This is a genomic window from Shewanella sp. Shew256, assembly GCF_002196695.1.
Taxonomy (GTDB): Bacteria; Pseudomonadota; Gammaproteobacteria; order Enterobacterales; family Shewanellaceae; genus Shewanella; species Shewanella mangrovisoli.
On the sequence record NZ_NAJR01000006.1, the window covers coordinates 291,807 to 317,286 of the forward strand.

Sequence of the window (25,480 nt, forward strand, 5' to 3'; positions counted from 1 at the left end):
TACGCAAAGACTGAATAGGATGAAACAGAGGAGTTGCCGCGGGGAGAATTAATCAATTGCATGAGTCTTCCCATCTATAGCAGCCTTCGGCGATAAAACTAAAACAATTTAGGGGACAGTGTTATATATAGACTGGCATAAGACCCTAATAAACTCGCACCGTGCGTTTGCTTTAAACGTTAGATTACTGAGGCACTATGAAAGATAAATTTGCCCGCATAGAAATTGATGGATGGGAACTCAATGATGGGGAGGCCATTCATCATCAGTATTCAGACACTTTCTGGATTCCTTCCTTTGAGGCAAGGAACAACCTTGAAACAGGACAATTGGTTAAACTCATCTTCCAGATAGTTACTGAAGATGACGCTGGCGTGGAAGAGATAAATGTAGAACGTATGTGGGTCATCGTTAAAGGCCGCATCGATAACATTTATAGAGGGCAACTTGATAATGACCCATACTGCACGGAAGAAATAAGATCTGGTATGGAAGTATGGTTTCAGCCAAAGCACGTAATAGATATTTACGGATAACCGTTATCTAAGACCGCACTCCTAGCCACTAATTTGATCATCTTTATCAAAATTATCAAGATTGCTTTTGTTAAGTTAGGAAGTAGGTGGTGCTTAAAGCCCTCAGAAAATGACGCAAAATGCTTGGCTTGCGTTATATATAAATGGAGAACTAAGTGAGCCAATCAGCAGCGCAAGCAACAGCATTTTTTAAGGAAGTATCTGAAAAAGGCGTAGTTTGGACAATTAAAGATGAAAATGGTTTTCCAGCTCCGCTCGGTGAAAGCGGTATTCGTACTATGCCATTTTGGTCATCAAAAAATCGTGTTCTAGAAATTATCAAGAATGTTCCTGCCTACAAGGATTTTCAACCCGTCGAAATCAAACTAACGGTGTTCAAAGAGCGCTGGCTAGCTGGTCTTACAAAAGACAAATTTAATGTAGGTGTAAATTGGTCAGGTAAATGTGCGACGGGCTATGATTTAAATCCAGCTGATGTTTCGAAGAACCTTGAGTATTATAAAAATTCATAAACACATATCAAAAAGGTTCATTAATATACTCACTCTTAAATTTTAAAAAGATGGAGTGTTAGTCCCTTTTTAAATACTAACAAACAACGTAAAAACTTCAGAAGTTCACCTTCCCCCGCGAAGTTGCTGAAGGGCGTTGAAGAAAATCGTGTGAGCGAGGCATGGATGCCTCGCTAGCTTTCGGGGTACAGGATGTGCCATCGGAAGCGTTAGTGATTTTCGAATAAGCACGAAGCCACTAACCAATGCATGTAACTTCGCTAGGGGCGTCTTGGAGCATCCAAGGAGGATAGGACGAGCAGTCCTCCTTGGTCGGGTGTGGGGTGAAGCCCCACGACTTTGATTTTTCTTTTAAAAGCAGTGAGTTTATTAAAACACCCGTTGTTAAATTTTGCAGGGCAAGCGAAAATCAAACCATTTGATTTTATTAATAAAAAGAAAGAGACAGATACTGCCTAACTGAATGGTTTTACATGGATGAAAATCTAGGCTTCAAAGGTACATTGCTTAAAAATCTAATCGCGCAAACTTAAGCCGATTAGCTGCCCAATCTTACTGGCAAAGCCTTAAAACTTTGCACTCACGACAACCCCGTTGAAATTAAGACAATCTTTAACTCTTTGCTGCTGGACCGCGCTAAGGGTGTCGATATCATGGAAGGCAAACTCTGAGTGTTCATGACTCAAGCGAATCACCGCATCGGCAGATGCAAACTCACAACGAAAGATAAAGGCTTGGGATTGATAGGCGCTGTGATAATACACGCCGCTTAGGTAGTGGACGTTCACCGCTAGCCCCAGTTCCTCTTGGCATTCACGCAGCAGCGCTTCGTGAATCGTTTCGCCGGGCTCTAAGGCGCCGCCGGGTAAGCCCCAGGCGCAATTGCCGTAATTTGCCTTAAGGAGTAACACTTGGCCCGCATCGTTAGTGATCACTCCATGGCTACTGAGCCGAAATCTATCTTCAAATGCCATCGACCCATCCTACGTTGGCGCGATTACTGGTTCGCTATTTGCCATTAAAGGTATTGCAGCTGGCAAGCTTGCCTGAGGCAAAACCCGTCTTAAACCATTTTACCCTGTCAGCCGAACTGCCATGGGTAAAAGCTTCGGGTTGAACGGCTCGGCCAGCCATTTTTTGCAAGCGATCGTCCCCCACAGCACTCGCCGCAGCGATGCCCTCTTCTACATCTCCGGCTTCGAGCAGATTGAGCTGCCTGTCGACATAATGCCCCCACACGCCAGCGTAACAGTCGGCTTGCAATTCGAGGGCAACACTCAGTTGATTGGCCTGCGCCTTGTCAGCGGCTTGCTGCGCCTGACGCACTTTAGTGCTGGTCCCGAGTAGGTTCTGCACATGGTGACCCACCTCGTGGGCAATCACATAGGCGAAGGCAAAATCCCCGGGCGCCCCGAGTTTTTTCAGCTCCTCGAGAAAACTCAAGTCGATATAAACTTTGCTATCAGCGGGGCAATAGAAAGGCCCAGATTGCGCCTGTCCCATACCGCATCCCGTTGAGGTCATGTTGCGATAGAGTACCAGTTTGGGCTCGACATATCGCCCCTGCAGCAATTGATTCCAGACGGTTTCGGTGGTGCCGAGGATCGCCGCCACAAACTGGGCATTTTCATCTTGAGTCGCAGTATTGCTGGCCGATTGTGACTGGCTAAACCCCGCTTGATTGCTCGGGTCTAGGGATAATCCGCCGGTAAAATATTGAAACGCAAAATACAATCCGCCCAACAGCAATATCACTCGGCCGATTTTGGTGCGAAGTAGAAAAGGCAGCAAGCGCAGCAGGAGCGCGCTGGGCACGCCCGCGGACGCCATCTGCTGGTCACGTCTGTCTTCGATATTGGAGCTGCGGTCACTGTCACGCCAACGCATTGGATTTCCTAGGCTATGGGTATGGGAGCTAGATTTCAGTGTAGCCGTTATTTGGGATCATTCTGCTCTGCGGGCGCCGCTTTTAACGAGCGCAAAAACAGCCCTAGCCCACCAAAGGCTAACACTAAAATCACGATCAAATCGAAGGCCGACATGGCCCTAAAGTGAAACTGAATCGAGCTTATCACGCCGACAATTAAGGCGACTAAGGAGCCTAAGGTAAGCAGCCAACCGAGCTTAGTCTTGGCATCAAAAAACACCATCACTATCCCGAGGATAAACGGCAGCATCACCATACCTGTGGTGATAGAGAATCCCTGTCCAAAGGTATTCATGCGGTAGAGTCCATAGCCCAGTCCAAAACTGGAACTTACCTGTATCGCATTGAATAACAGATAAAATCCTGCACACATCATGGCAAGCCCAATAAAAAATTGGCCAATACCGCCCTGTGTTCCTCCCGCTCCCTTCATACCAATCCTTTCTATTGACGTTGTTGAATCGCTTTGTCGACAGCTTCTTTAAGCTGTTGTTCCTCAGCAGCCTTTTTGGCTTTCTCGTGGGCTGCCAACTGTTTATCCGCCTCGGCCACGCAGCGCTGTTTATCTAGCATGGGCTCATAGGGGTCGACATCCGTCCTAGCAGAACAGGCTAACTCGGCGCAGGCGGAGGTTAACAGTGATGCGGACAAGACTAACATAATCAAAGGGGTTTTCATCTTCGGCTCCTCAACAAAATAGCTACACTTAACCAAGCTAACATTGGCAAGCTTTACTTGAGCTGTATCGATTATGTGCTCAACGATATTGACACAGATCCACGAAAGGCAAACACTGAGTGATGTTTTTTTATCCACCCATGACCGACGCCCCATTGGTTCATTACGGGGCTAATTAAGACAAGGACTGCGCTTGAATACTCTACTCTTAGGTAAAGGTGAGCAACAGGTTCACTTAAATCTTAAATATGCCAACCGCCACGGACTGATCGCAGGCGCCACTGGGACGGGGAAAACCGTTTCGCTGATGACCCTCGCCGAAGGCTTCTCCCGCCAAGGTGTGCCGGTATTTATCACCGACATTAAAGGTGATATTTCTGGGCTTGGCGTCGCGGGCACACCAAACGACAAACTCTTCCAGCGGGCCGCCCAAATCGGGATTGAGGAATATCAAACCGAGGCTAATCCTGTGGTTTTCTGGGATTTGGCAGGAGAGCAAGGGCACCCCTTACGCACAACCGTGAGCGAGATGGGGCCAACCCTGCTCGGGCGCATTCTCGAACTCAATGACACCCAAAGCAGTATTTTAGACATAGTGTTTCAACTGGCTGATGACCAAGGTTTATTGTTACTCGATCTCGACGATCTTCGCGCCATGCTGAACTTAGTCGCCGATGAGCGCAAAGATATCTCCGCCAAGTATGGGCTTATCAGCGCCCAGTCCCTCGCCGCCATTCAACGTTCGGTCCTCGGCTTAGAGCGCGATGGCGGCAAAGACTTTTTCGGCGAGCCAGCGCTTCAACTCGAAGACTTGATGCGCACTAACTTGCAAGGGCGCGGCATTATCAATCTGTTAGCCGCTAATAAGTTAATCCTGACCCCTAACCTCTATTCCAGTTTCTTACTCTGGCTGCTATCAGAACTCTTTGAAAACCTGCCCGAAGTCGGTGATCTCGATAAACCCAAGTTAGTCTTCTTTATCGATGAGGCGCATTTATTGTTTGAAGGCTGCCCAGCCAGTTTGCTTAAACGCATAGAGCAGATTATGCGGCTTATCCGCTCCAAGGGCGTCGGGGTGTATTTTTGCTCGCAGTTTCCTGACGATCTTCCCAATGAGATCTTAGGTCAGCTCGGTAATCGGATTCAGCATGCCCTCAGGGCGTATACCCCAAGGGATCAAAAAGCCGTTAAAACCGCGGCGGAGACCTTTGTGCCCAACCCCAAATTGGTGGTCAGCGAGGTGATTTCACAACTCGCCGTGGGCGAAGCTTTAGTCTCGACACTCGCCGAGAAAGGCGTGCCCACTATGGTGGAACGTGCTCTGATTGCACCGCCCCGCTGTCGCATGGGGCCCGCAAGTGCGGAGGAGTTAAATGTCATTCGTGCCAAGAGTCCCATTGGCGGCAAGTACGACACTTTAATCAACCGAGAGTCCGCCTACGAGCGACTCAATCAGCGGCACGCCGAAGCGGCCAATGGCGCCGCTAGCACCAAAACCGCGAATACGCCCGCCGCCCAAGAAGCGGATCAAGGCTGGTTTAGCGAACTGATCTTTGGCAATAAACGCCGCCAAGGATTGGCCGAAACCCTCTCCAAACAAGCGGCGCGAACCGTGGGTAATCAACTCGGCAAACAAATATTGCGCGGATTACTCGGCGGCATACTCGGCAAGTCGACCCGCAGGTAATGGCGCAGGGCTAAAACCGTGCGCCAAACCGCATATTTTATATACACATTGGCACTACCATTAGCGTGAATTATTCTAAGTAGTGAGTGGATCTTAGTTAGGATTTAGGTGATAAGATTATTTTGCGAGTACCGCTCAGAGAGGCAAATAAATTCAAGTAATTTACCAATAGTTTTAAATAGTTGTGATTTAAAAATGGTGTAATTCGAGTTTAATCGTTTCGCTTTAATCAGGACATCATGGAACGGGTTTTACGCAAATGGCTTACATGATTAGCCTGATGAACAACCACTGAAAGTACATGGAGTTAACTATGAGTAAAGAGCAAAAAAATCGCAAAGAGGCCAAGAAAAAGCCGTTAATGACGATGAAGGAAAAACGTGCCGCAAAACACGCCAAAAACGCGTCTAAAGGTCTCCTCGATAACGTTAAATAATATTGTTGCACTTTAGGGTGCGCCTCCAATATCGACAATTAAGGGTTAACTGCGGTTAGCCCTTTTTATTGGCTCGCTCTCGGTTTTTGGTTATTTATCCCGCAAACAACGCAGATTAAGTTATCAATAAGGTGATGATTTAATTAGCCTAAGCCCTTAACTGAAAATGTCACCTAGACTAAAGCAACATGCACATTGCTTGAGTCTTTTGCTAAGGTTTTATTTACCTAGATCACCCAGAACCACAATCGCAGCTAAGTTACCGATTTATCAGCTTATTCCATTTTAGCCATCACAGCACCCGACGCTCGCTAGCCCTATTGGAATATTGGCTATACGCCTAATAAATCACGATTTAGACTGCATATAAACTCGTGACAAAGCCTGTATTTTGAGCAGATTTGGGTATATAAGTAGTGATACTAAAGTAGCAATCAAACAGTCCGATTTACCTTACCCTATATAACACAATAAAAAATAAGGATATTTCAGCATGAAAATCAACAAACGTTTTATCGCCGTTGGCGCAGCATTAACGCTCTCACTCAGCGCAGCCTCAATGGCGGCCGCACCTGCCTTTATCAATATCTTAACTGGCGGCACCAGTGGCGTGTATTACCCCATTGGTGTGGCACTGTCGCAGCTCTATGGCTCAGGCATTGAAGGCGCCAAAACCTCAGTGCAAGCCACTAAAGCCTCGGTTGAAAACCTCAACTTGCTACAAGCGGGCCGTGGTGAATTGGCCTTAGCCTTAGGCGATTCTGTGGCAGCAGCCTATCAAGGCGATGCCGATGCAGGCTTTAAAAAGCCATTAGATAAGGTACGCGTACTCGCAGCCGCTTACCCTAACTACATTCAAATTGTGGCCAATAAGGAATCTGGCATCAAAACCTTAGCCGATTTGAAAGGTAAACGTATTTCTGTCGGTGCGCCTAAGTCGGGTACTGAACTCAACGCGCGCGCCATTTTTAAAGCCGCGGGTTTAAGCTACGAAGACATGGGCAAAGTGGAGTTTTTACCCTATGCCGAATCGGTCGAGCTGATTAAAAACCGTCAGTTAGATGCGACCTTACAATCTTCGGGCTTAGGTATGGCAGCTATCCGCGATTTAGCCGCGACTATGCCAATCAACTTTGTGGAAATTCCCGAAGATGTGATCGGCAAAATCAATAACCCAGCCTATCAACATGGGGTGATCCCAGCAGCCACCTACGAAGGCCAAACCGCCGATGTCTCTACGGTTGCGATTCAAAACCTCTTTGTGACTCAAGCCGGTGTGTCTGACGATTTAGCCTATCAGATGACTAAACTGATGTTTGAGCATTTAGACCGCCTAGGCAACGCCCACTCAGCGGCGAAAGCCATTCAATTAGACAAGGCAACCAAAAACCTGCCTGCGCCACTGCACCCAGGTGCTGAGCGTTATTTCAAAGAAGTTGGCGCACTCTAAGGGTGTAACCTCAATCTGTGCGACCCGTTTTTGACCTAAGCACTTGAGTGATAGCGTCACTCAAGTGCTGCGTCGCCCTCTGTAGTCTAATGCTGTGAGGCATAAATATGAGCGATTCCGAACAAGGACTAGGCGCTAAGACCAGTGACTGGCCCAAGGCGCTGTTTTACACCGCGCTACTTTTCTCTATTTTTCAAATCATTACCGCCGCCTTTCATCCCGTATCGACCCAAGTTTTGCGGGCAACTCACGTAGGCTTTTTACTGTTAATCGTATTTTTAAGCTATCCGGCGGTGGGCAAGTCTCGCCCTTGGCAACCCTTAGCCTGGGTGCTTGGCCTTGCGGGCATGGCAACGGCCGCCTATCAATGGTTTTTTGAGGCCGACTTGATCCAGCGTTCCGGTGAACTCACCGATGCCGATATGGTAATTGGCGTAGTGTTGATTATCTTAGTGTTTGAAGCCGCGCGGCGGGTGATGGGCTGGGCACTGCCGATTATCTGCTGTATTTTCTTGGCCTACGGCTTATTCGGCCAATATCTCCCCGGTGACTTAATGCACCGTGGCTACGGTGTTGACCAAATTATCAATCAGTTATCCTTCGGTACCGAAGGGCTCTACGGCACACCAACCTATGTGTCGGCTACCTATATCTTCCTATTTATTCTCTTTGGTGCCTTTTTAGAGCAGGCGGGGATGATCCGTCTGTTTACCGATTTTGCCATGGGATTATTCGGCCATAAACTCGGCGGCCCGGCGAAAGTGGCCGTAGTTTCTTCGGCGATGATGGGCACAATTACGGGCTCGGGCGTTGCCAACGTGGTGACCACGGGGCAATTTACCATTCCCTTGATGAAACGCTTCGGCTACCGCCCCGCCTTTGCCGGCGGTGTAGAAGCCACTTCCAGTATGGGCAGCCAAATTATGCCGCCCATCATGGGCGCGGTGGCCTTTATCATGGCCGAAACTATTAACGTACCGTTTATTGAAATCGCCAAAGCGGCGTTAATCCCCGCTCTGTTGTATTTCAGCTCAGTGTTCTGGATGGTGCATCTGGAGGCCAAACGCGCCAATCTCTGTGGTTTGCCTAAGGATCAATGTCCCGATCCTTGGGCGGCAGTGAAGGAGCGCTGGTATCTGCTGATCCCACTGTTTATTTTGATTTACTTGCTGTTTTCGGGACGCACGCCGCTGTTCTCCGGCATGGTCGGTTTAGCTCTGACTTCGATTGTGATCTTAGGCTCTGCGATTGTGCTGCGCCTACCTTCTAATGCGATGCGCTTTGCCTTTTGGATTGCCCTTGGGGTGTTGTGTGCTGGCTTCTTCCAGATGGGAATCGCCGTCGTCTTTGGGGTCATCGCCTTACTCGTCGCCGTCTGCTGGTTTATCAAAGGGGGCAAAGATACCCTGACCATCTGCCTGCACGCCTTAGTCGATGGCGCTCGCCATGCGGTGCCCGTGGGGATTGCCTGCGCCCTAGTTGGGGTGATTATCGGTATCGTCTCGCTGACGGGGATTGCCTCAACCTTCGCCAGTTACATCCTCGCCGTGGGTCAAGATAACCTCTTCCTCTCGCTGGTGTTAACTATGCTCACCTGCATGGTGTTGGGCATGGGAATCCCGAGTATCCCTAACTACATTATTACCAGCTCGATTGCCGCACCTGCCCTGCTGGACTTAGGTGTGCCGCTGATCGTCTCCCATATGTTTGTGTTTTATTTTGGGATTATGGCCGACCTCACGCCTCCCGTCGCCTTGGCTTGCTTTGCCGCCGCGCCAATCGCAAAAGAATCGGGGCTGAAGATCAGTCTATGGGCGATTCGCATCGCTATCGCTGGCTTTGTGATCCCCTTTATGGCGGTTTACGATCCGGCGCTTATGCTACAAAGCGATAGCTGGCTTGCCATCGGCTTTGTGATGTTAAAAGCCACCGTGGGCATAGGCATCTGGGGCGTGATCTTCACCGGTTTCTTACTGCAAAAACTCTATTGGTGGGAACGGGTTATCGGCTTCCTCGCCGGAGCCAGTTTAATCCTTGCGACACCGCTCAGTGATGAAATCGGCTTTGGTCTGGCGCTACTCTTTATCGTGCAGCACAGCCTAAGAGCGCGCAAACTGAAACGTCTTGCCGAGCAGGGGTAAGGTTTGAGTGTATGCAAAAGTAAGGCAATAAGATGCTAGGTCTATGTTTAGGCCTAGCCGGCACTCTGTGGGCGCAAGTGCCCACAGAGCAATTCACCCTCGCGTGGAACCACAGCATAGAAAAAATCCGCTGGGAAGAAGACTATCGAGTCACCACTCAAGGATTACGCCTCACTGAGGCCAGAGTCAAAGGCACGGGGGCGGGAATGGAAATCCCCGATGATGCGGTGTTTAGCAATGGCAGTTGGCATTATCAACCTAAGTTGCCCGTGCTGCCGAGATTACGCCTAGGGCGCACACCCGAGGCGGGGGATTTTGAGCTGTGCTTCACTCAGGCTTCGGGGGAGACGCAGTGCCAAGCCATGAGTCATTGGATTGGTCCACCGAACACACACGATGCCGCCGTTGAGGTGTGGGGCTGTCAGCTGTGAAATATCGCTTTATGAAGGCGCGTAAGCTAGGCGCATCTGCTACCGATTAACGGTCAATAGCGCTCTCATTCCGAGAGAAGCTGTAGCCGTTTTTCCCTTGGTGTTTAATACGATACATAGCGGCATCGGCGCGATCGCAGCTTTGAGCAAAACGATCACCGTACTCAAAAATATCGATACCAATACTCAGGCTAATCGCCACCTCGCAACCATCGAGTAAGAAACGTTGTCGATAAACATCCAATAAGGATTGTGCGAGCATACTTAAGGCTTCGATATCCGAAGTGGGCAGGACAATCACAAACTCGTCCCCGCCGAGCCGCGCGATCTTCGCCTGCACGCCCGAATGCTCCACTAAGGAATGCGCCACATGCACCAATAAGTTATCGCCAAACTTGTGGCCATGGTGATCATTTAAGGCTTTAAAGCCATCAAGATCGATAAAGAATAACGCCCCGCGCTGGCCGGGTTGCAATAACTCATCGAAGGCCGTGGTGATGGCTTGGCGGTTCATCAGGTTGGTGAGAGGATCGCTATGGGCTAACCGAGCTAAATCCAGCTCGTAGCGCTTTTCTTGAGTGATATCGATATGGCTGCCCATCATCCGCAGCGGCGTGCCATCGGGTAGACGCTCAACAATGCGGCCACGATCCGACACCCAAGTGATGCTGCCATCTTTGTGCAGCATGCGATGTACGACCTGATAATAATCGGCCTTGCCATTCACATGATCTTCAAAGGCTTTGATTACCCAGTCTTTATCCTCTGGATGAAGTTTGCTTTTCCAACTGTCGACATGGGCACGAAGCTCCTCGCGGCTAAAGCCGAGCAGTTCGCCCCACTTCACATTGAACAGAGTGAGATTGCCACTGGGCACATGCTGCTCCCACAAACACAAGCCATTGCCATCGAGGGCGGCAAAGAGTTTTTCTTCGGCGCGATTATTGAGCGCCGTTAACCGCGCATTTTCACGTTTAAGCTCGGCGATTTCGGCCTGAAGTTGCTTTATTTGTGCTGCAGAATCCGCTACCACGAAAAGTCTCTGTTGTTAGGTTGGGGGATTTTCGTCCAGTGTAAAACAGTTAAAGCCGAAGGGACATAGTAAAAAGGATAAAGCCAAAGGGACATAGCAAAAGGGAGAGTGCAAGCTGAGCAAAAGGAGTCAACCAAATGCTGACCCCATCTTCAACGCGTTACGCTTAATCGCGGGTTAGCACTTCAAGCAATTCAATCTCAAAGGTGAGGTCTGAATTTGGCTTGATATGGGCACCAATTTGGCGCTCGCCATAGGCTAAATGCGCGGGAACGAATAACTTACGTTTACCGCCAACCTTCATACCCATCAGTCCTTGATCCCAACCCTTAATCACCCTGCCAGTACCGATCACGCATTGAAATGCCTGACCACGGTCATAGGAGGAATCGAACTGAGTACCATCCTGCAAAAAACCGCGGTATTGAGTGGTAATCAACGCGCCTTTTACGGCTTCTTTTCCTTCGCCGATAACCAGATCGACAACTTCTAATTCAGTCATTTAATTAATCTCTTCGCCGTCACTTAGATTCAAGTGATTTATCAAAGCGCCTATTCTAACATCGCCAGCCGAGCTTGTCGGTGCGGCTCATCATTTTGTGGCGCAGGTTTAGATATGCCTTTACCTCCCTTTAAATTTGCCGCAGCGCCCCCATATCTACAGCATGCATTGAGCTAAGGAGCCATTCCATGATTATTGCCTGCCCCCACTGTGACACCTTAAACCGCGTGCCCCAAGAGCGGTTAACTGAGCAGCCAACCTGCGGCAAATGTAAACAAAATCTGTTTGCGGCGGCGCCCATTGAGCTCACGAGCGCCAATTTTATCAATCATGCAAACAAGTCAGAGTTGCCACTCGTTGTCGATTTTTGGGCCAGCTGGTGCGGCCCCTGTAAAAGCTTTGCGCCCACCTTTTCGGCGGCAGCAAAAGCGTGGGAACCACAATTTCGCTTCGGCAAGATTAATACCGAAGAGCAACAGGCGTTGGCGGCGCAATTTGGGATCCGCTCTATCCCTACGCTGATGATTTTTAAACAGGGGCATCTTATCGCCCAGCAAGCGGGCGCCTTACCCAAGTCGGCGCTCGACCAATGGCTGCAGAGTTATTGTTAGCGCCTGTAGTTTCGCCCATAAAAATACCCAGCTTAGCTGGGTATTTTATTTGGATGGTTCAGAGGCGATTACACTTCCCAGAAGGTGTGGGCAATAATGCCCAGCACTATCATGCTGAGGAAGTTAATTATCATGCCCACTCGCACCATTTCCGACTGCTTGATATGGCCAGAGCCATAAACAATGGCATTAGGCGGCGTTGCCACTGGCAACATAAAGGCGCAGGAAGCCGCAATACCAATCAGCACGGATAGCATCACAGGCGATACTCCTAATGCTTCGGCAATCGCCGCAAATACCGGCACTAACAGCGCAGCACTCGCGGTATTACTGGCAAACTCGGTCAGCATCACCACGAAAGCGATCACCGCAAACACAAACAGCGACATATGGGTGCTGCCAAAAATATCCGTCATCCAGTGCGCGAGGAACACGCTGGTACCAGTACTTTTAAGTACAGCACTCAAGGTTAAACCGCCACCGAAAAGGATCAACACGCCCCAATCTGTAGTCGATTCAATCTTCTTCCAACCCACCAGTCCTAAACCCGCCAGCAGCACGACCGCACCGAGTGCAACGACGGTATCAAATTGCGTAATTCCGCCGAGCGCTTTTGCCAGTGGCACACTGAAAATCCAGCAGCAAACGGTCGCGAGGAAGATAACCAACGTCAGTTTGCCTTGGAAGGTCAGCTTTTGATCTTCAACCGCCAACTCGCACTTAGCCGATAAATCCGGCTTAAAGTACCAATAGAGCGCCAGCAGCATCATAGGCAACATTAAGATCACGGTTGGGATCCCAAACTTCAGCCAATCGCTAAAGCTCAGCCCCACCTGTGCCGCCGCAATCGCGTTTGGCGGGCTGCCGACTAAGGTACCAATGCCGCCGATGTTGGCGGAATAGGCAATACCCAATAACAGGAACACATAAGTGCTGTGGTAGAGCTTACGATCGAGTTGCTGCAAAATCCCCAGCGCGAGCGGCAACATCATCGCCGTGGTGGCAGTGTTACTGATCCACATAGACAACAGCGCCGTTACCCCAAATAGCATTAAACAGGCAATGCTGAGTTTACCTTTGGAGGCCAGCAGGAGTTTTTGCGCGATCAAAGTATCGATCTTTTGATGGTGCAGCGCCGCCGCAAGTACAAAGCCACCGAAAAACAAATAGATAATCGGATTGGCAAAGTTACTCATGGCTTCTTTGGTTTCAAACACCCCAAAGAATACCGCCAAAATAGGCACTAAAATCGCCGTGATACTGATGTGAATCGCTTCGGTTAACCACAAGATAGCGGCGAACACTAAGATAGCCAGACCCGTATTGACCCCTTGGTCAAAGGGTAAACCGTAATACAGCGCGAATAGCAGTAAAATATCCGCGACTAAGATCAGCATTTTTTTCTTTTCAAGCCCGACATTCGCGGACGAATGATTGGGGGGAACAGACTTTGATTGCTCTAAGGACATGGTGACAACCTTCATACCATTATTTTTTTAGGCAAATTTAGGGCATAGGTCACACTAGGCAAAGTAGTTTATTTTGTTGTTTTGCTACCCAGCAACCACAAATACTGCTGACAAAAGTCGCACAAACGCCATTTTCGAGACAAAAATCACCTGTTTTTGATCTGAACTTATGTACATAATTTTCAAACGAATAAAATTTAAGCAAAAGACAGATAAAGCTGTAACTGAATAAATGTTTAAAACTGTGACCCACGTCAAACTTCAGTTTTACACCAAGTGATAAAGACTGAATTTAACCTTAATAACAGTAGTTAAAACCACAATACCGACCGTAATAACGAAGTTACAGATAAACATATCGACAAACCATTAACAGCACCACTCTCGACTTAATTACATTTAAACAACATGTATCGTTTGTCGTGCATTTGTTCGGGTCGCCACTAATCACTTTGCAACAAAACTATGGTGAGTAAATCACCCATAGCAATATTCAACTCAGGCTTGCACACAGCGCATAACAGTTGGTTGAGATTTAACCAAAATCCAACAAAGATTGCAGAGGTTGCCAACTCCACTTATATTTCAGCTAGAACCTCAATTGGGTATTTAAAATATCGCTTTAAATAGCCAAAGGCTTTAAGGGGCATAAGTATGGAAAGAAGATTCAACCCTTTAGACTTATCTGATAACGCTCAGGGACATCAGATCTGCCTTCCCGTCGAGTTTGTGCAAGCGCTCGCAGTGGCGAATTCACTTCAAGAAGTACTCGATACCGTTTCCCAATGGCTCTACCAACTGTTTGATGCTGAAAGGGCCAGCATTACCTTGAGGGACGACGCCGACTTTCTCAAAATCTATTCCATCCGGGGTAACAAAGCGATCCCGCTCGATTTCAGGGTACCTATCACCAATACCCTTGTGGGTCGCGCCTTCACGGAAAAGACGGTACTCATCTGCGATGAATTAGATAAATCCACCGAACTGGACTGCATCATGCTGGCGCAACACGGCATGCAAACCTGTATGGATGCACCGCTGCTTTATGGCGATGTCTGCCTAGGCACGCTCAATGTCGCCCATAAGAAATCATCCTATTACAGTGAGTTACATGCCATAGAGTTGCAATGCTTAGCCAATTGGATTGGGCTTAACATTAGCCTGCGTCTACAGCTGAAAGAACTCGAATACCTTGCCTCGACCGATCACCTGACTGGCGCCGCCAATCGACGAGTGTTTACCCAAAAAATCCGCCAAGCCATGACCGAGTTCCATGAAAATGGCCAATCGTTTTTCTTTGGCTTGATGGATATTGACCATTTTAAGATGTTGAATGACCAATTTGGTCATAGTGCAGGCGACTATGTGTTGCAGCGTATCGTCGCTATTTCCGAAACTATGATGACTAGCCCGGGGAAATTCTTTCGCATTGGCGGCGAGGAGTTTGCAATTATCTTCCCCGAGCAAAGCGAGTATGAGCCCTTGCGGTTTTTTAACGATATCAGGGAAGCGATCGCCCTTGCCGCGATGGATTACGATGGCATACCTATCAGTGTGAGCGTGAGCATTGGGTTTACCGCAATGCACATTCATGACAACACCCCAGAATCCTTGCTGAGGCGCTCGGATAAGGCGCTCTACCAAGCCAAACTCGCTGGCAGAAATCGCGTGCTCATGTTTAACAGTGCACAGGCATAAAGGTAAATAACAGGGACGTTATAAATCCTCTGCAGAAAAAACGCACAATAAAACTGCAAGTTGGCAACAATTAAAACTCATTATCTCTATGAATAATAAACACAAATATTATTCACCATCTCAGTCAATCTAACTCACTTTACCCTGCACAACATTCGGCCTAAAGTCGCGCCCGTAATCTCGCCTTCTGTTTATTTTTTACCTGTTTTGGTACCGCCAGTGGAAAATATCGCGTTGACGCCATCGACTCAAAAGCCTGGGCTGTTTGTGCCTGTAGCAGGCTTAAGCCTATTTGCCCTCGCCTCGGGCTATTTGATGAGTTTGATCCCGCTCTCACTCAGTTATTTTGAGCTCAGTCTCGATCTCGCGCCGTGGCTCGCGAGTATTTTCTACTTAGGCTTATTATTGGGCGCACCTTGTATCGCCCCCATAGTGGCACGCATCGGCCACAGTAAAGCCTTTATTCTGTTTTTGAATGTCTTATTGTGCAGCGTTGTGGTGATGGTTTTGCTACCACAGAGCAGCGTTTGGTTAGCCGCCCGTTTGATCGCAGGCCTCGCCGTGGCGGGGATTTTTGTGGTTGTCGAGTCTTGGTTGCTAATGGCCGATACCCAAAAACAGCGGGCAAAACGCTTAGGACTTTATATGACCGCCCTCTACGGCGGCACGGCGATAGGACAACTCGCGGTCGATTATTTAGGTACCACGGGCAACCTTCCCTATTTAGTGGTGATAGGTTTACTGGCCGCCGCCAGTTTGCCCGCGTTATTAGTCAAACGGGGTCAGCCGCAATCGAGCGAGCAACACTCGATTGCCCTGTCAGATCTTAAAAACCTGAGTAAACCCGCCGTGGTCGGTTGTTTAGTCTCGGGATTATTACTCGGCCCCATTTACGGCTTATTGCCTGTGTATGTGTCGCAGGACATGGGATTTGCCCAGCAGACGGGGCAATTTATGGCGTTAATCATTATGGGCGGCATGATAGTTCAGCCCTTAGTGAGCTATTTATCCCCACGCTTCCAGAAGAGTGCCTTAATGGCCGCCTTCTGCTTAATTGGCGCAGCGGCACTCTTTTTACTGACACAAAAATCCCTTGTTGGACTCTGGTTAGGCTTTGTGTTGCTGGGCGCCTGCGCCTTTGCCCTCTACCCTATCGCCATCAGTCTGGCCTGCGATCATCTGCCCAGCAGCCAAATTGTCTCTGCAACCCAGATTATGTTGCTCAGTTATTCCGTGGGTTCGGTCATCGGCCCGGTTGCCGCCAGTCGCTTTAATCATATCGAACATGGCTTGCTACTCTACTTAGCCGCAAGCTTTGTGCTGACCTTTGGTTATCTTGGCGCGCACTTACTGCTACGGAGCAAACCCCGCTTACCGACGGCAAAAGCATAGTACTGGTTGACCGAGTGAATAAAAATGGGCGCCGATAAGGGCGCCCATTTTGTTAGGAAGTTTGTTGCGTTAACGCTGCTACAGGCTCTGCGCTAGGAATCGCCCAGACACTGTCCTGCGGACCATTGAACACGCGCTGGCGCGTGAGTCGATATCCATAATAGAACACACAGCTAAAGCCGAGCGCCACTAGATCGACTCCAAGCGTTGCCGCAGAATGGGGCGCCCATAAGCCTAAACTTGGCACTAACAGCCCAATCACAGAAGTAATAGGTATGGCCAAAGTTGCTAAGGCGCACAGGGGTAAAATCAACAGTGCCGCCCTCGCCGCGCCGCGCCAGAAGGCATAAACCACTAAAGCAGCGAACACCAGATAATACAGCCACAGGTAGAGGTGATTAATATTACTCACATGCACGTAAAACCACTTGCCCAGCAACATGCTCACCGCCAGAGCAGCAACCGAACCCAAGCAAATCCCCACGGTGGCGCTCGCCATTAACCGACTGGCACGGGTCTGCTCACTCGCCTGTTTTTTGCGTCGCTTTTCCAACCACAGCAAATTACCACTATAAAATAAGAAGGCGCCGCTCAAGCCTAAGAAGAAATATACCCAACGCCCGAGATCGCCCCCATAACTGCCAAAGTGCAGCCCAAAGAATACCGCGACCGATCTGGCCCAAATGCCATTTTCACTCTCATCAATCGTGCTATTCGACACTTTAAGACTATAAGGGTGCATGTATAAGTAGTCGGTGACTGGCCCACGCATAAAACCATTGGGGTTATATAAGCCTAAACGCAAGGTCGCACGGGGATTATTCAAGTTCATAAAGGTCATTTCATGCACTTGATACTCGGGTGCCAACTCCTGCACCTTTGCTAGAACGGTTGTGATCTTAGGTAAATCGGCGAGGGTGTAAGGCGTTCTGTCGGGCGCAGGCTGGGCAAATAATGGTTTTTCACCATAAACCATATGCTTAAGCCCATCGTAAAGCTGATCATGGAAGGCAAACACTATCACACTCAGACTGATCACTAAGTGAAATGGCAGACTGGTAATACCGACTAAGTTATGGGCATCTAGCCAGAAACGGCTCTCGCCCTTATCTTTACGCAGCGCAAAAAAGCTCTTAGTTAAGGTGGGCAATAAGAAAATCACCCCAGAAACGAGCGCCAAGAAGTATAGGAAGGCGGCAACACCCAACACATAGACACCCGCCTGATCGTGGCCGATCTCACCGGCAATCCCCGCAGTACGGTGTAATTGGTCAATCAGCTCAGCCAACTCGCTTGGCGTGCTGAGTTGGGTGACTAATTGCCCCTGCTCGTCGAGGCTGGCATGCCAAAGCTGATTACTCATGCTGAGTTCACGCTCCGAGCCCTGCTGATACCAGGTCATCGGCGACTGATGCTCATCATTCAAGTGCAAACTAAAGCCGTTTTTCGCCTTATCGTCCCGCGCTAACGCCTGCGACACCAAATCATCGAACCTATCGCTTGAGACTTGCGGTAAAGTCACAGAAGGCGGCATTGACCAAGCGTCAATCGCCCCCTTAAACATAGTGAGCGAACCAGCATAAAAGCCGATAAACAATACGATTCCGGCGATGATCCCAGTCCAAATATGGATAGACTGATACACCCGTAACACATCACTGCGAACTTTCATCCCTTATCACCTAAAGGTATATAACACTATATAAGTCAAAATGTTAAACAGGCCTAAATAACCGATGGCCCTGAGTCCAGTTTTAAACAAATAGCTAAAACTTAAGATCAGTAACCAAATGGGCGTAATCAACCACATATTGAACTGCACCTTAGTGTCGGCATCGATTCCGCCCGGACCAAACCAAGCAAACAATCCCACTAGGCCCAAGGCTAAGGTGAAGCCTAAAATCAACCCTGCCAGTGACTTAGTCCACCAGTCTGGCTGTAATTTGTCATGCTCAGCTAAACGCGCCATGGCTTATTTCCGCCCGATAAGTGAGATAAAAGGCACTAGCCCAGTCAACAGCATCAACAGGGCTAACCAAATAAAAATTGCGGCGCTAAGGGTAAATAGACTGAGCCAACCAATAAGGCTAGCGACAGCCATGCCGTAGGCGAGTAAACGCCAAGGCCGCTTAGGAAGGGAGCTTGCCAAGAGTTTTTGCTGCTTGTTAGTCAAATAAAATAACAAGCAGGCTACAAGCGTCGACAATAAAAAGACGAGTTGCAACACGGGATCGTATCCTCTCACCACAAAGTGTTAGCGTATTAGCTGTCATGTTTCTTGGTCACACCCTGCGACCTATGCCAAATAACACAATGAAAGCCATAGAAAAACTGAGTAAATTTGCGGGACTCTAGCTTTGATGAGAACAGTTCGCAATAAGATTTACACTGTAAGTATGGAGAATAGGATCAGAGTCACCTGACAACGACTTTGCTTAGGGATGATTGCTATGCATTAACCATTAAGTTACATTTTGCGGCAAAATGTAATCTAAATGATTAAAAAACAAACCGTATTCTACCCCGATAAGTTTAAATTCCACCTATCGCAACACGTCAGCAAAGGAAGCTACATGATTAAAAGTGAACTCAATCTGCCGAGCTCCATCGGCCTCTCTAAAATCATCCCTGTGGTGATTTTATTGATCCTGTTTATCTCATTATTTGGTAGTTGGTATACGGTCGACCAAGGTGAACGTGGGGTAATCCTGCGCAACGGTAAGATCATCGGCACCGCCGAGCCAGGACTGGGCTTTAAGCTGCCGCTGTTTGATACAGTCGTAAAAATCTCGACCCAAACCCACACCACCAGCTACAGCTCATTGCAGGCCTATAGCCGCGATCAGCAACCCGCGACCCTTAATGCATCGGTAACCTTTAACGTGCCGCCGGATCGCGTCGAAGAAGTCTATGCCAACTTTAAGAGTATCGATGCCATGGTAGCGCGCCTGCTCGACCGCCAAGTACCGACGCAAGTCGAAAACATTTTTGGTAAATACACTGCGATTTCGGTCGTGCAGGAGCGGATCAAATTCGGTATCGATGTCACCAGCGCCATCACCAACTCGGTCAAAGGCCCAATCGAAATCACTTCGGTGCAGATTGAAAATATCGACTTCTCTAACGCCTATGAAAAGTCTGTTGAAGACAGAATGCGCGCCGAGGTTGAGGTACAGACCCAACTGCAAAACCTTGAGAAAGAAAGAGTCAGTGCCCAAATCGCCGTGACCCAAGCTCAGGCGGAAGCCGACTCGCAACTGGCGCGCGCTAAGGCCGAGGCTGAAAGTATCCGCATCAAAGGGGATGCAGAAGCCTCTGCCATTAAGAGCCGCGCCGAGGCACTGGCACAAAACCAAAACCTAGTCGAACTGACCAAGGCCGAGAAATGGGACGGCAAACTGCCAACCACAGTCCTGCCAACAGGCACCCTCCCGTTTATCGATGCTAAAAAGTCGAACTAATAAACGACTAAGCATCGCTAGTAAGCTATTTGCCACTAGGACGTTACCATAAAAATCCCCAATCATTGCTGGGGATTTTTATTTATCGCTATTGCTATGAGCAGCAGTCGCTGCGGCGCAGCCAACTGCGGGGGATTTTCTCGAACACCACTTTCGCCATCAGCAAAGCGAGCACTATGCCAGAGGCAGCGACTAACCACTCGGGCAACATTTGATGTTGCTCACCAATCTGTGGCATCACCTCAAAACCAAAGTTGGCCACTAGATAGTTCACTAAGGCACCAGCAACTAAGGCAACACCTAACACGCCGCCAAGATAACCGTAGAGCGCACGCTTACCCAGCTCCTTAGTCACTACGCCTAAGGTGGCAATATTGGTCGCAGGGCCTGCCATCATAAACACCAGCACGGCGCCGGGAGATACGCCAGCGAGCAACAAGCCCGCCGCAATCGGCGTCGAAGCCGTGGCGCAGATATACATAGGCACAGATACTAACACCATCACCAGCATGGCCAGCAATCCATCGCCCCACTTAGCTAAAAAGTCAGCAGGAACATAGGTTTGTACTATGGCTGCGAAGAATAAACCCACCAGCAGCCAGAGGGTCGTATCGCGCACCAGATCCGTCGCCGCATATTTAAGCCCAAGTCCGATACGCGCAATCACAGATTCTGACTTAAGCTCAGTCGCCATATCCTGCGTGGACGCGCAGCAGCTTTCACCTTCGGCTTTATGCCCATCAGCCGCCTTCGAGCTAGTGCCACAACAGGCACCTTTCTTCACTACCACGATTTTTTCTGGCGCAACGGTTTGAGTACCACAACATGAACCTGCACTTTCGACCTTAACAGGCTTAGCCTTAGCTCCATCACCCTTAGCGACATTAACCATACTGACAGTACCCATGCTTGGGCCTCCAGCCGCCATTAAGCTTGGCGCCGCCATAGGTGTCATTTTGATTTTGGGCTCAGTTGCTGGTGCTTTCGCATCATCACTGCTGCAGCAGGAAGACTTAACTGGCGTAATTGCAGGCGCCTTAGTCGATGCGCAGCAGCTTTTTACCGCTTCGGCTTTTACCACTGTCTCCGCCGACGAAGATTTTGAAGCACAGCATGAAGCAACAGGAGCAGCGCTAGCTAATGCCTTGTCTGACTGAGCCTCGGCCTTAGCCGCAGGCTTGCCATCGTCATCATCACGCCCGACTAAAAGACCCGCGACAATAGCGCTAGTGATCGCCGCAATCGGCCGCACTATCGCCATAAACGGGCCGAGTAAAACATAGGAAACGGTCACAGAGTCGACCCCTGTCTCAGGTGTCGAGACTAAAAAGGAAGTGGTTGCCGCTTTCGATGCACCAGATCGGCGCAGCCCAACGGCCGCGGGGATCACACCGCAGGAACACAGAGGTAAAGGCGCGCCCAATAACGCCGCCTTAACCACGGTTTTAAAGCCATGTCCGCCGAGCTGCTTTTGCATCCACGCCATAGGCACAAACACTTTGAGTAAGCCCGCCAGAATCAAGCCGAGCAGTAGCCAAGGGGCGGAATCTAAAAACAGATCGATAAAATTCTTCAATAACATAATTAATTCCCTGACTTATCTAGGGTTGTGGTGCAATCTGTAGCGCCATGGTCATGCTCAACGCGTACTCGTTCGGTACTCGACTCTAGCGCTTCTAAAATCGAGCAATGTTCGGCGCTACGCGGTCCACCGCAGCAGGCATCCGACAGACTCTGTAAGCTGGTTTGAAAATGCAATAACTCGGCAATTTTGGCTTGCACCTGCGCCAACTTGAGGTCGACCATGCCCTTAACATCGGCACAGGCCCAGTTGGATTTGTCGAGGTCGATAGACAACAGCTCACTGATTTCACTTAAGGTAAAACCCACCGCCTTCGCCCGCAGAATAAAACGCAGCCGCGCCGCGTCCGCATCGGTATAGACCCGATAGCCAGAGTCGGTACGGCTCGAAGGCGAAAGCAGGCCGTGTTTCTCATAGAATCTGAGGGTGTCGGCCTTAACCTCGCATAAATCGGCTAACTCACCAATTCGGTACATAGTTAATCCTTTGCAGTTTTACTCGAATCATCTCAAGCAACACTGACAAGCAATATGATGAAGCGAGTATAAACCTTAGAGTCTACTCCAAGGTCAAGGGCTATTTTGAAATTTACACCTCGCCCAAAAATCATTCCACTTTGTTCTGATATCAATATTGTGAAATCGCGCAGAAAAAACACCCGTAAATCCAGTTTTACGGTAGAATACGCGCGCCTGACGCTGGGACAAAAAATATAAGTAGGACCAAGGGGCTTTTGGAAAGCAGAATCCGATAGAAGTTGTTCTGTTTTCCGAAAGATCCTTGAAACTAAAATAACTGGACCCTGTACCCAAATGACTGTTGCAAATAATGCCAGACCCATTCGTCGCGCGCTGTTAAGCGTTTCAGATAAAACCGGAATTCTCGAATTCGCCAAAGCATTACACGCCCAAGGCGTTGAACTGCTGTCAACGGGCGGCACCGCTCGCTTGTTAGCGGATAACGGCGTGCCTGTTATCGAAGTATCTGACTATACAGGACACCCTGAGATCATGGATGGTCGCGTTAAGACCCTGCACCCTAAAGTGCATGGTGGCATTTTGGCGCGTCGCGGTCTTGATGAAAATGTCATGGCAGCCAACAACATCAATGCAATCGATCTGGTTGCAGTTAACCTCTACCCCTTTGCCGATACCGTTGCTAAAGCTGGTTGCACCCTAGAAGATGCGATTGAAAACATCGACATCGGTGGCCCGACTATGGTGCGCGCTGCGGCGAAAAACCATAAAGATGTGACTATCGTGGTAAATGCGGCCGACTATAACCGCGTATTAGCCGAAATGGCCGCCAACAATGGCAGCACGACTCACGCGACCCGTTTCGATTTAGCGATTGCCGCCTTCGAACACACTGCAGGTTACGATGGCATGATCGCCAACTATTTCGGCACTATGGTGCCTGCACACAGCACTGACGAGTGTTTCGAAGATTCTAAATTCCCACGCACCTTCAACACCCAATTAGTGAAGAAGCAAGATTTGCGTTACGGTGAAAACAGCCACCAAACTGCAGCCTTCTATGTTGACACTAAGATCGACGAAGCCTCAGTCGCAACCGCCGTTCAACTGCAAGGTAAGGCACTGTCTTACAACAACATCGCCGATACCGATGCCGCCATTGAGTGCGTAAAAGAGTTCAGCGAGCCAGCCTGCGTTATCGTTAAACACGCTAACCCATGTGGTGTTGCACTGGGTAAAGACCTGCTCGATGCCTATAACCGCGCCTACCAAACTGACCCAACTTCAGCCTTTGGCGGCATTATCGCCTTCAACGGCGAGTTAGATGCAGCAACGGCTAGCGCTATCGTTGAGCGTCAATTCGTTGAAGTGATTATTGCGCCAGTCGTGAGCCAAGGCGCACGCGATGTAGTGGCCAAGAAAACTAACGTGCGTCTGTTAGAGTGTGGTCAATGGGATGCTAAGACCAAGACCTTAGACTATAAACGCGTGAACGGTGGCCTGCTGGTGCAAGACCGCGACCAAGGCATGGTTGGTTTAGATGACATTAAAGTTGTGACTAAACGTCAACCGACCGAGAGCGAGCTGAAGGACTTAATGTTCTGCTGGAAAGTGGCTAAGTTCGTTAAATCTAACGCGATTGTTTATGCTAAAGACGGCATGACAATCGGTGTCGGCGCTGGCCAAATGAGCCGCGTCTACAGCGCTAAGATTGCCGGTATCAAGGCCGCCGATGAAGGCTTAGAAGTGGTTAACTCTGTGATGGCGTCCGATGCCTTCTTCCCATTCCGCGACGGTATCGATGCCGCAGCGGCGGCGGGCATCAGCTGCATCATCCAGCCAGGTGGCTCAATGCGCGATGCTGAAATCATCGCCGCAGCCGATGAGCACGGCATGGCCATGGTGATGACTGGCATGCGCCACTTCCGTCACTAATGCCACCTACAGCCAGCACGCCAAGTGCTGGCTGTTTCGTTTATCGCACTCAGTGAACATAAGTATCTAACCACAAGAATTTAAAACTCAAAGGGATGACTTAACATGAAAGTATTAGTTATTGGTGGCGGCGGCCGCGAACATGCCCTAGCTTGGAAAGCGGCACAATCACCTCAGGTAGAGCTGGTTTATGTGGCGCCGGGTAACGCGGGCACGGCTCTCGAGCCAAAGCTTGAAAACTTAAATATCAGTGCAACTGACATTCCTGCCCTGCTCGATTTTGCTCAAACCAATCAGATCGAACTCACTATCGTTGGCCCGGAAGCGCCGCTGGTATTAGGTGTGGTTGATGCCTTTAACGCTGCAGGTCTGCCCATTTTTGGCCCAACCAAAGCGGCTGCGCAGTTAGAAGGTTCTAAAGCCTTCACTAAGGACTTTTTGGCTCGCCACAATATCCCAACCGCGGGTTATAAAAACTGTACCGAAATCCAAGACGCTAAAGCCTTCGTGCGTGAACTGACGGGCAAGACGGGTTACCCAGTCGTAATCAAAGCTGACGGTTTAGCCGCAGGTAAAGGCGTGATCATCGCCCAAGACCAAGCCGAAGCGGATGCCGCAATTGAAGATATGCTCGCAGGTAATAAGTTTGGTGATGCAGGTTCTCGCGTGGTTATCGAAGAATTCTTAAAAGGCGAAGAAGCCAGCTTTATCGTTATGGTCGATGGTAAAAATATCCTCGCGATGGCGACCAGCCAAGACCATAAAGCCCGTGATAACGCCGACCACGGTCCAAACACTGGCGGCATGGGCGCTTACTCACCAGCGCCCGTTGTGACTCAAAACGTACACGATTGGACAATTGCCAACGTTATCCGCCCAACGGTGGATGGCATGGCGGCTGAAGGCAATGTGTACACTGGCTTCCTGTATGCGGGTCTGATGATCGCACCAGACGGCAGCGCCAAAGTGCTGGAATACAACTGCCGCTTTGGCGATCCAGAAACCCAACCTATTATGATGCGCTTAAAGTCTGATCTGGTTGAGCTGTGTTTAGCCGCCACCCGTCGCGAGCTGGATAAAGTCACCGCCGAGTACGATGCTCGCGCCGCAGTCGGTGTCGTGTTAGCCGCAGGCGGTTACCCAGACGACTACCGCAAAGGCGATGTGATCCAGGGTTTAAGCCTGGGTAATCAGGATGCTAAGGTCTTCCACGCGGGCACAGAGATGAAAGACGGCCACGTGGTCACCAACGGCGGCCGCGTGTTATGTGCGACAGCCCTAGGACACACAGTGACCGAAGCACAAAAAGCCGCTTATCTGCTGGTTGATGAAATCCACTGGGATGATGTGTATTTCCGTACCGATATTGGTTATCGCGCCATTGCCCGTGAACAACAGGGCTAAAGGCTAAATCATTCAAAAAAACCGGCTGTCAGCCGGTTTTTTTATGCCTTAAAATTGACGATCGTCAATTTTAAGATAATGATTTATATGGAATTTAATCAATATACATCTACTTTTAC

Annotated in this window: 25 protein-coding genes; 13 read left to right on the top strand and 12 right to left on the bottom strand. The window is 49.3% G+C overall.

The features are described 5' to 3' along the window. Positions 1 to 197 precede the first annotated feature (197 nt). Positions 198 to 536: a DUF2314 domain-containing protein gene (locus B5P39_RS13565; protein WP_088211878.1), complete on the top strand. Its 339-nt coding sequence runs from the start codon at positions 198 to 200 to the stop codon at positions 534 to 536. Between the two features lie 155 nt (positions 537 to 691). Further along, complete coding sequence (locus tag B5P39_RS13570) at positions 692 to 1,048, top strand: DUF2750 domain-containing protein (protein ID WP_088211879.1); 357 nt, start codon at positions 692 to 694, stop codon at positions 1,046 to 1,048. Between the two features lie 566 nt (positions 1,049 to 1,614). On the opposite strand, the gene B5P39_RS13575 is transcribed toward B5P39_RS13570, so the two are convergent. From B5P39_RS13575 to B5P39_RS13590, 4 genes are read right to left on the bottom strand one after another with little or no spacing between them, the layout of a single operon-like run. Next, the gene (locus tag B5P39_RS13575; RefSeq protein ID WP_086903816.1) at positions 1,615 to 2,022 is read right to left on the bottom strand and encodes an NUDIX hydrolase; all 408 of its coding nucleotides are present in this window, start codon (positions 2,020 to 2,022) and stop codon (positions 1,615 to 1,617) included. 34 nt (positions 2,023 to 2,056) lie between these two features. Next, the gene (gene ypfJ, locus B5P39_RS13580) at positions 2,057 to 2,935 is read right to left on the bottom strand and encodes a KPN_02809 family neutral zinc metallopeptidase (protein ID WP_088211880.1); all 879 of its coding nucleotides are present in this window, start codon (positions 2,933 to 2,935) and stop codon (positions 2,057 to 2,059) included. Between the two features lie 47 nt (positions 2,936 to 2,982). Beyond that, complete coding sequence (locus B5P39_RS13585) at positions 2,983 to 3,408, bottom strand: hypothetical protein (RefSeq protein WP_088211881.1); 426 nt, start codon at positions 3,406 to 3,408, stop codon at positions 2,983 to 2,985. Positions 3,409 to 3,419: 11 nt separating this feature from the next. Next, the gene (locus tag B5P39_RS13590) at positions 3,420 to 3,653 is read right to left on the bottom strand and encodes a hypothetical protein (RefSeq protein WP_088211882.1); all 234 of its coding nucleotides are present in this window, start codon (positions 3,651 to 3,653) and stop codon (positions 3,420 to 3,422) included. Between the two features lie 193 nt (positions 3,654 to 3,846). Here B5P39_RS13590 and B5P39_RS13595 point away from each other — a divergent pair, with 193 nt between their 5' ends. The 5 genes from B5P39_RS13595 to B5P39_RS13615 all read left to right on the top strand — a co-directional run bounded on the left by B5P39_RS13595 (position 3,847) and on the right by B5P39_RS13615 (position 9,798). Further along, positions 3,847 to 5,340: a helicase HerA-like domain-containing protein gene (locus tag B5P39_RS13595; protein WP_088211883.1), complete on the top strand. Its 1,494-nt coding sequence runs from the start codon at positions 3,847 to 3,849 to the stop codon at positions 5,338 to 5,340. A 313-nt stretch (positions 5,341 to 5,653) separates the two neighbouring features. Then, the gene (locus tag B5P39_RS24990; RefSeq protein WP_039978852.1) at positions 5,654 to 5,776 is read left to right on the top strand and encodes a hypothetical protein; all 123 of its coding nucleotides are present in this window, start codon (positions 5,654 to 5,656) and stop codon (positions 5,774 to 5,776) included. Positions 5,777 to 6,269: 493 nt separating this feature from the next. After that, the gene (locus B5P39_RS13605; protein WP_011627359.1) at positions 6,270 to 7,226 is read left to right on the top strand and encodes a TAXI family TRAP transporter solute-binding subunit; all 957 of its coding nucleotides are present in this window, start codon (positions 6,270 to 6,272) and stop codon (positions 7,224 to 7,226) included. Positions 7,227 to 7,333: 107 nt separating this feature from the next. Next, positions 7,334 to 9,367 carry a TRAP transporter permease gene (locus B5P39_RS13610; RefSeq protein ID WP_088211884.1) on the top strand — a complete coding sequence of 678 codons (2,034 nt, stop codon included), beginning with the start codon at positions 7,334 to 7,336 and terminating at the stop codon, positions 9,365 to 9,367. A gap of 32 nt (positions 9,368 to 9,399) precedes the next feature. Further along, the gene (locus B5P39_RS13615; protein ID WP_088211885.1) at positions 9,400 to 9,798 is read left to right on the top strand and encodes a DUF1850 domain-containing protein; all 399 of its coding nucleotides are present in this window, start codon (positions 9,400 to 9,402) and stop codon (positions 9,796 to 9,798) included. 46 nt (positions 9,799 to 9,844) lie between these two features. Here the strand turns inward: B5P39_RS13615 and B5P39_RS13620 are convergent, their stop codons facing one another. Then, entirely contained in the window at positions 9,845 to 10,831 is a 987-nt protein-coding gene (locus B5P39_RS13620; protein ID WP_088211886.1) for a sensor domain-containing diguanylate cyclase, read from the bottom strand. A 166-nt stretch (positions 10,832 to 10,997) separates the two neighbouring features. After that, positions 10,998 to 11,333 carry an FKBP-type peptidyl-prolyl cis-trans isomerase gene (locus B5P39_RS13625; protein ID WP_011621259.1) on the bottom strand — a complete coding sequence of 112 codons (336 nt, stop codon included), beginning with the start codon at positions 11,331 to 11,333 and terminating at the stop codon, positions 10,998 to 11,000. Positions 11,334 to 11,521: 188 nt separating this feature from the next. Here B5P39_RS13625 and trxC point away from each other — a divergent pair, with 188 nt between their 5' ends. After that, positions 11,522 to 11,944 carry a thioredoxin TrxC gene (gene trxC / locus B5P39_RS13630; RefSeq protein ID WP_088211887.1) on the top strand — a complete coding sequence of 141 codons (423 nt, stop codon included), beginning with the start codon at positions 11,522 to 11,524 and terminating at the stop codon, positions 11,942 to 11,944. Positions 11,945 to 12,012: 68 nt separating this feature from the next. Here the strand turns inward: trxC and B5P39_RS13635 are convergent, their stop codons facing one another. Next, complete coding sequence (locus B5P39_RS13635; RefSeq protein ID WP_088211888.1) at positions 12,013 to 13,413, bottom strand: DASS family sodium-coupled anion symporter; 1,401 nt, start codon at positions 13,411 to 13,413, stop codon at positions 12,013 to 12,015. Positions 13,414 to 14,067: 654 nt separating this feature from the next. Between B5P39_RS13635 and B5P39_RS13645 the strand changes: the two genes are divergently transcribed. Both B5P39_RS13645 and B5P39_RS13650 read left to right on the top strand, forming a co-directional pair. Continuing rightward, positions 14,068 to 15,111 (top strand): sensor domain-containing diguanylate cyclase, encoded by a 1,044-nt coding sequence (locus B5P39_RS13645; RefSeq protein WP_088211889.1) that lies wholly within the window; start codon positions 14,068 to 14,070, stop codon positions 15,109 to 15,111. A 219-nt stretch (positions 15,112 to 15,330) separates the two neighbouring features. Then, positions 15,331 to 16,503: an MFS transporter gene (locus B5P39_RS13650; protein ID WP_011715660.1), complete on the top strand. Its 1,173-nt coding sequence runs from the start codon at positions 15,331 to 15,333 to the stop codon at positions 16,501 to 16,503. A 52-nt stretch (positions 16,504 to 16,555) separates the two neighbouring features. On the opposite strand, the gene B5P39_RS13655 is transcribed toward B5P39_RS13650, so the two are convergent. From B5P39_RS13655 to B5P39_RS13665, 3 genes are read right to left on the bottom strand one after another with little or no spacing between them, the layout of a single operon-like run. Further along, complete coding sequence (locus tag B5P39_RS13655; protein ID WP_088211890.1) at positions 16,556 to 18,175, bottom strand: PepSY-associated TM helix domain-containing protein; 1,620 nt, start codon at positions 18,173 to 18,175, stop codon at positions 16,556 to 16,558. Positions 18,176 to 18,181: 6 nt separating this feature from the next. Beyond that, positions 18,182 to 18,472 carry a hypothetical protein gene (locus B5P39_RS13660; protein WP_011715658.1) on the bottom strand — a complete coding sequence of 97 codons (291 nt, stop codon included), beginning with the start codon at positions 18,470 to 18,472 and terminating at the stop codon, positions 18,182 to 18,184. 3 nt (positions 18,473 to 18,475) lie between these two features. Beyond that, a complete protein-coding gene (locus B5P39_RS13665) occupies positions 18,476 to 18,730 on the bottom strand; it encodes a hypothetical protein (protein ID WP_088211891.1) in 255 nt (84 codons plus the stop codon). Positions 18,731 to 19,076: 346 nt separating this feature from the next. Between B5P39_RS13665 and B5P39_RS13670 the strand changes: the two genes are divergently transcribed. After that, complete coding sequence (locus B5P39_RS13670) at positions 19,077 to 19,964, top strand: SPFH domain-containing protein (protein WP_088211892.1); 888 nt, start codon at positions 19,077 to 19,079, stop codon at positions 19,962 to 19,964. A gap of 94 nt (positions 19,965 to 20,058) precedes the next feature. Here the strand turns inward: B5P39_RS13670 and B5P39_RS13675 are convergent, their stop codons facing one another. Next, positions 20,059 to 21,546, bottom strand: coding sequence for a permease (locus B5P39_RS13675; RefSeq protein ID WP_176399936.1), 1,488 nt, complete (start codon positions 21,544 to 21,546; stop codon positions 20,059 to 20,061). A 2-nt stretch (positions 21,547 to 21,548) separates the two neighbouring features. Further along, complete coding sequence (gene zntR, locus B5P39_RS13680; protein ID WP_023268922.1) at positions 21,549 to 22,022, bottom strand: Zn(2+)-responsive transcriptional regulator; 474 nt, start codon at positions 22,020 to 22,022, stop codon at positions 21,549 to 21,551. Between the two features lie 336 nt (positions 22,023 to 22,358). Here zntR and purH point away from each other — a divergent pair, with 336 nt between their 5' ends. Then, positions 22,359 to 23,957, top strand: a complete 1,599-nt coding sequence (gene purH / locus B5P39_RS13685) for a bifunctional phosphoribosylaminoimidazolecarboxamide formyltransferase/IMP cyclohydrolase (protein ID WP_088211894.1) — start codon at positions 22,359 to 22,361, stop codon at positions 23,955 to 23,957. Between the two features lie 105 nt (positions 23,958 to 24,062). After that, positions 24,063 to 25,361 carry a phosphoribosylamine--glycine ligase gene (gene purD / locus B5P39_RS13690; protein ID WP_088211895.1) on the top strand — a complete coding sequence of 433 codons (1,299 nt, stop codon included), beginning with the start codon at positions 24,063 to 24,065 and terminating at the stop codon, positions 25,359 to 25,361. The last annotated feature ends 119 nt before the right edge of the window (positions 25,362 to 25,480 follow it).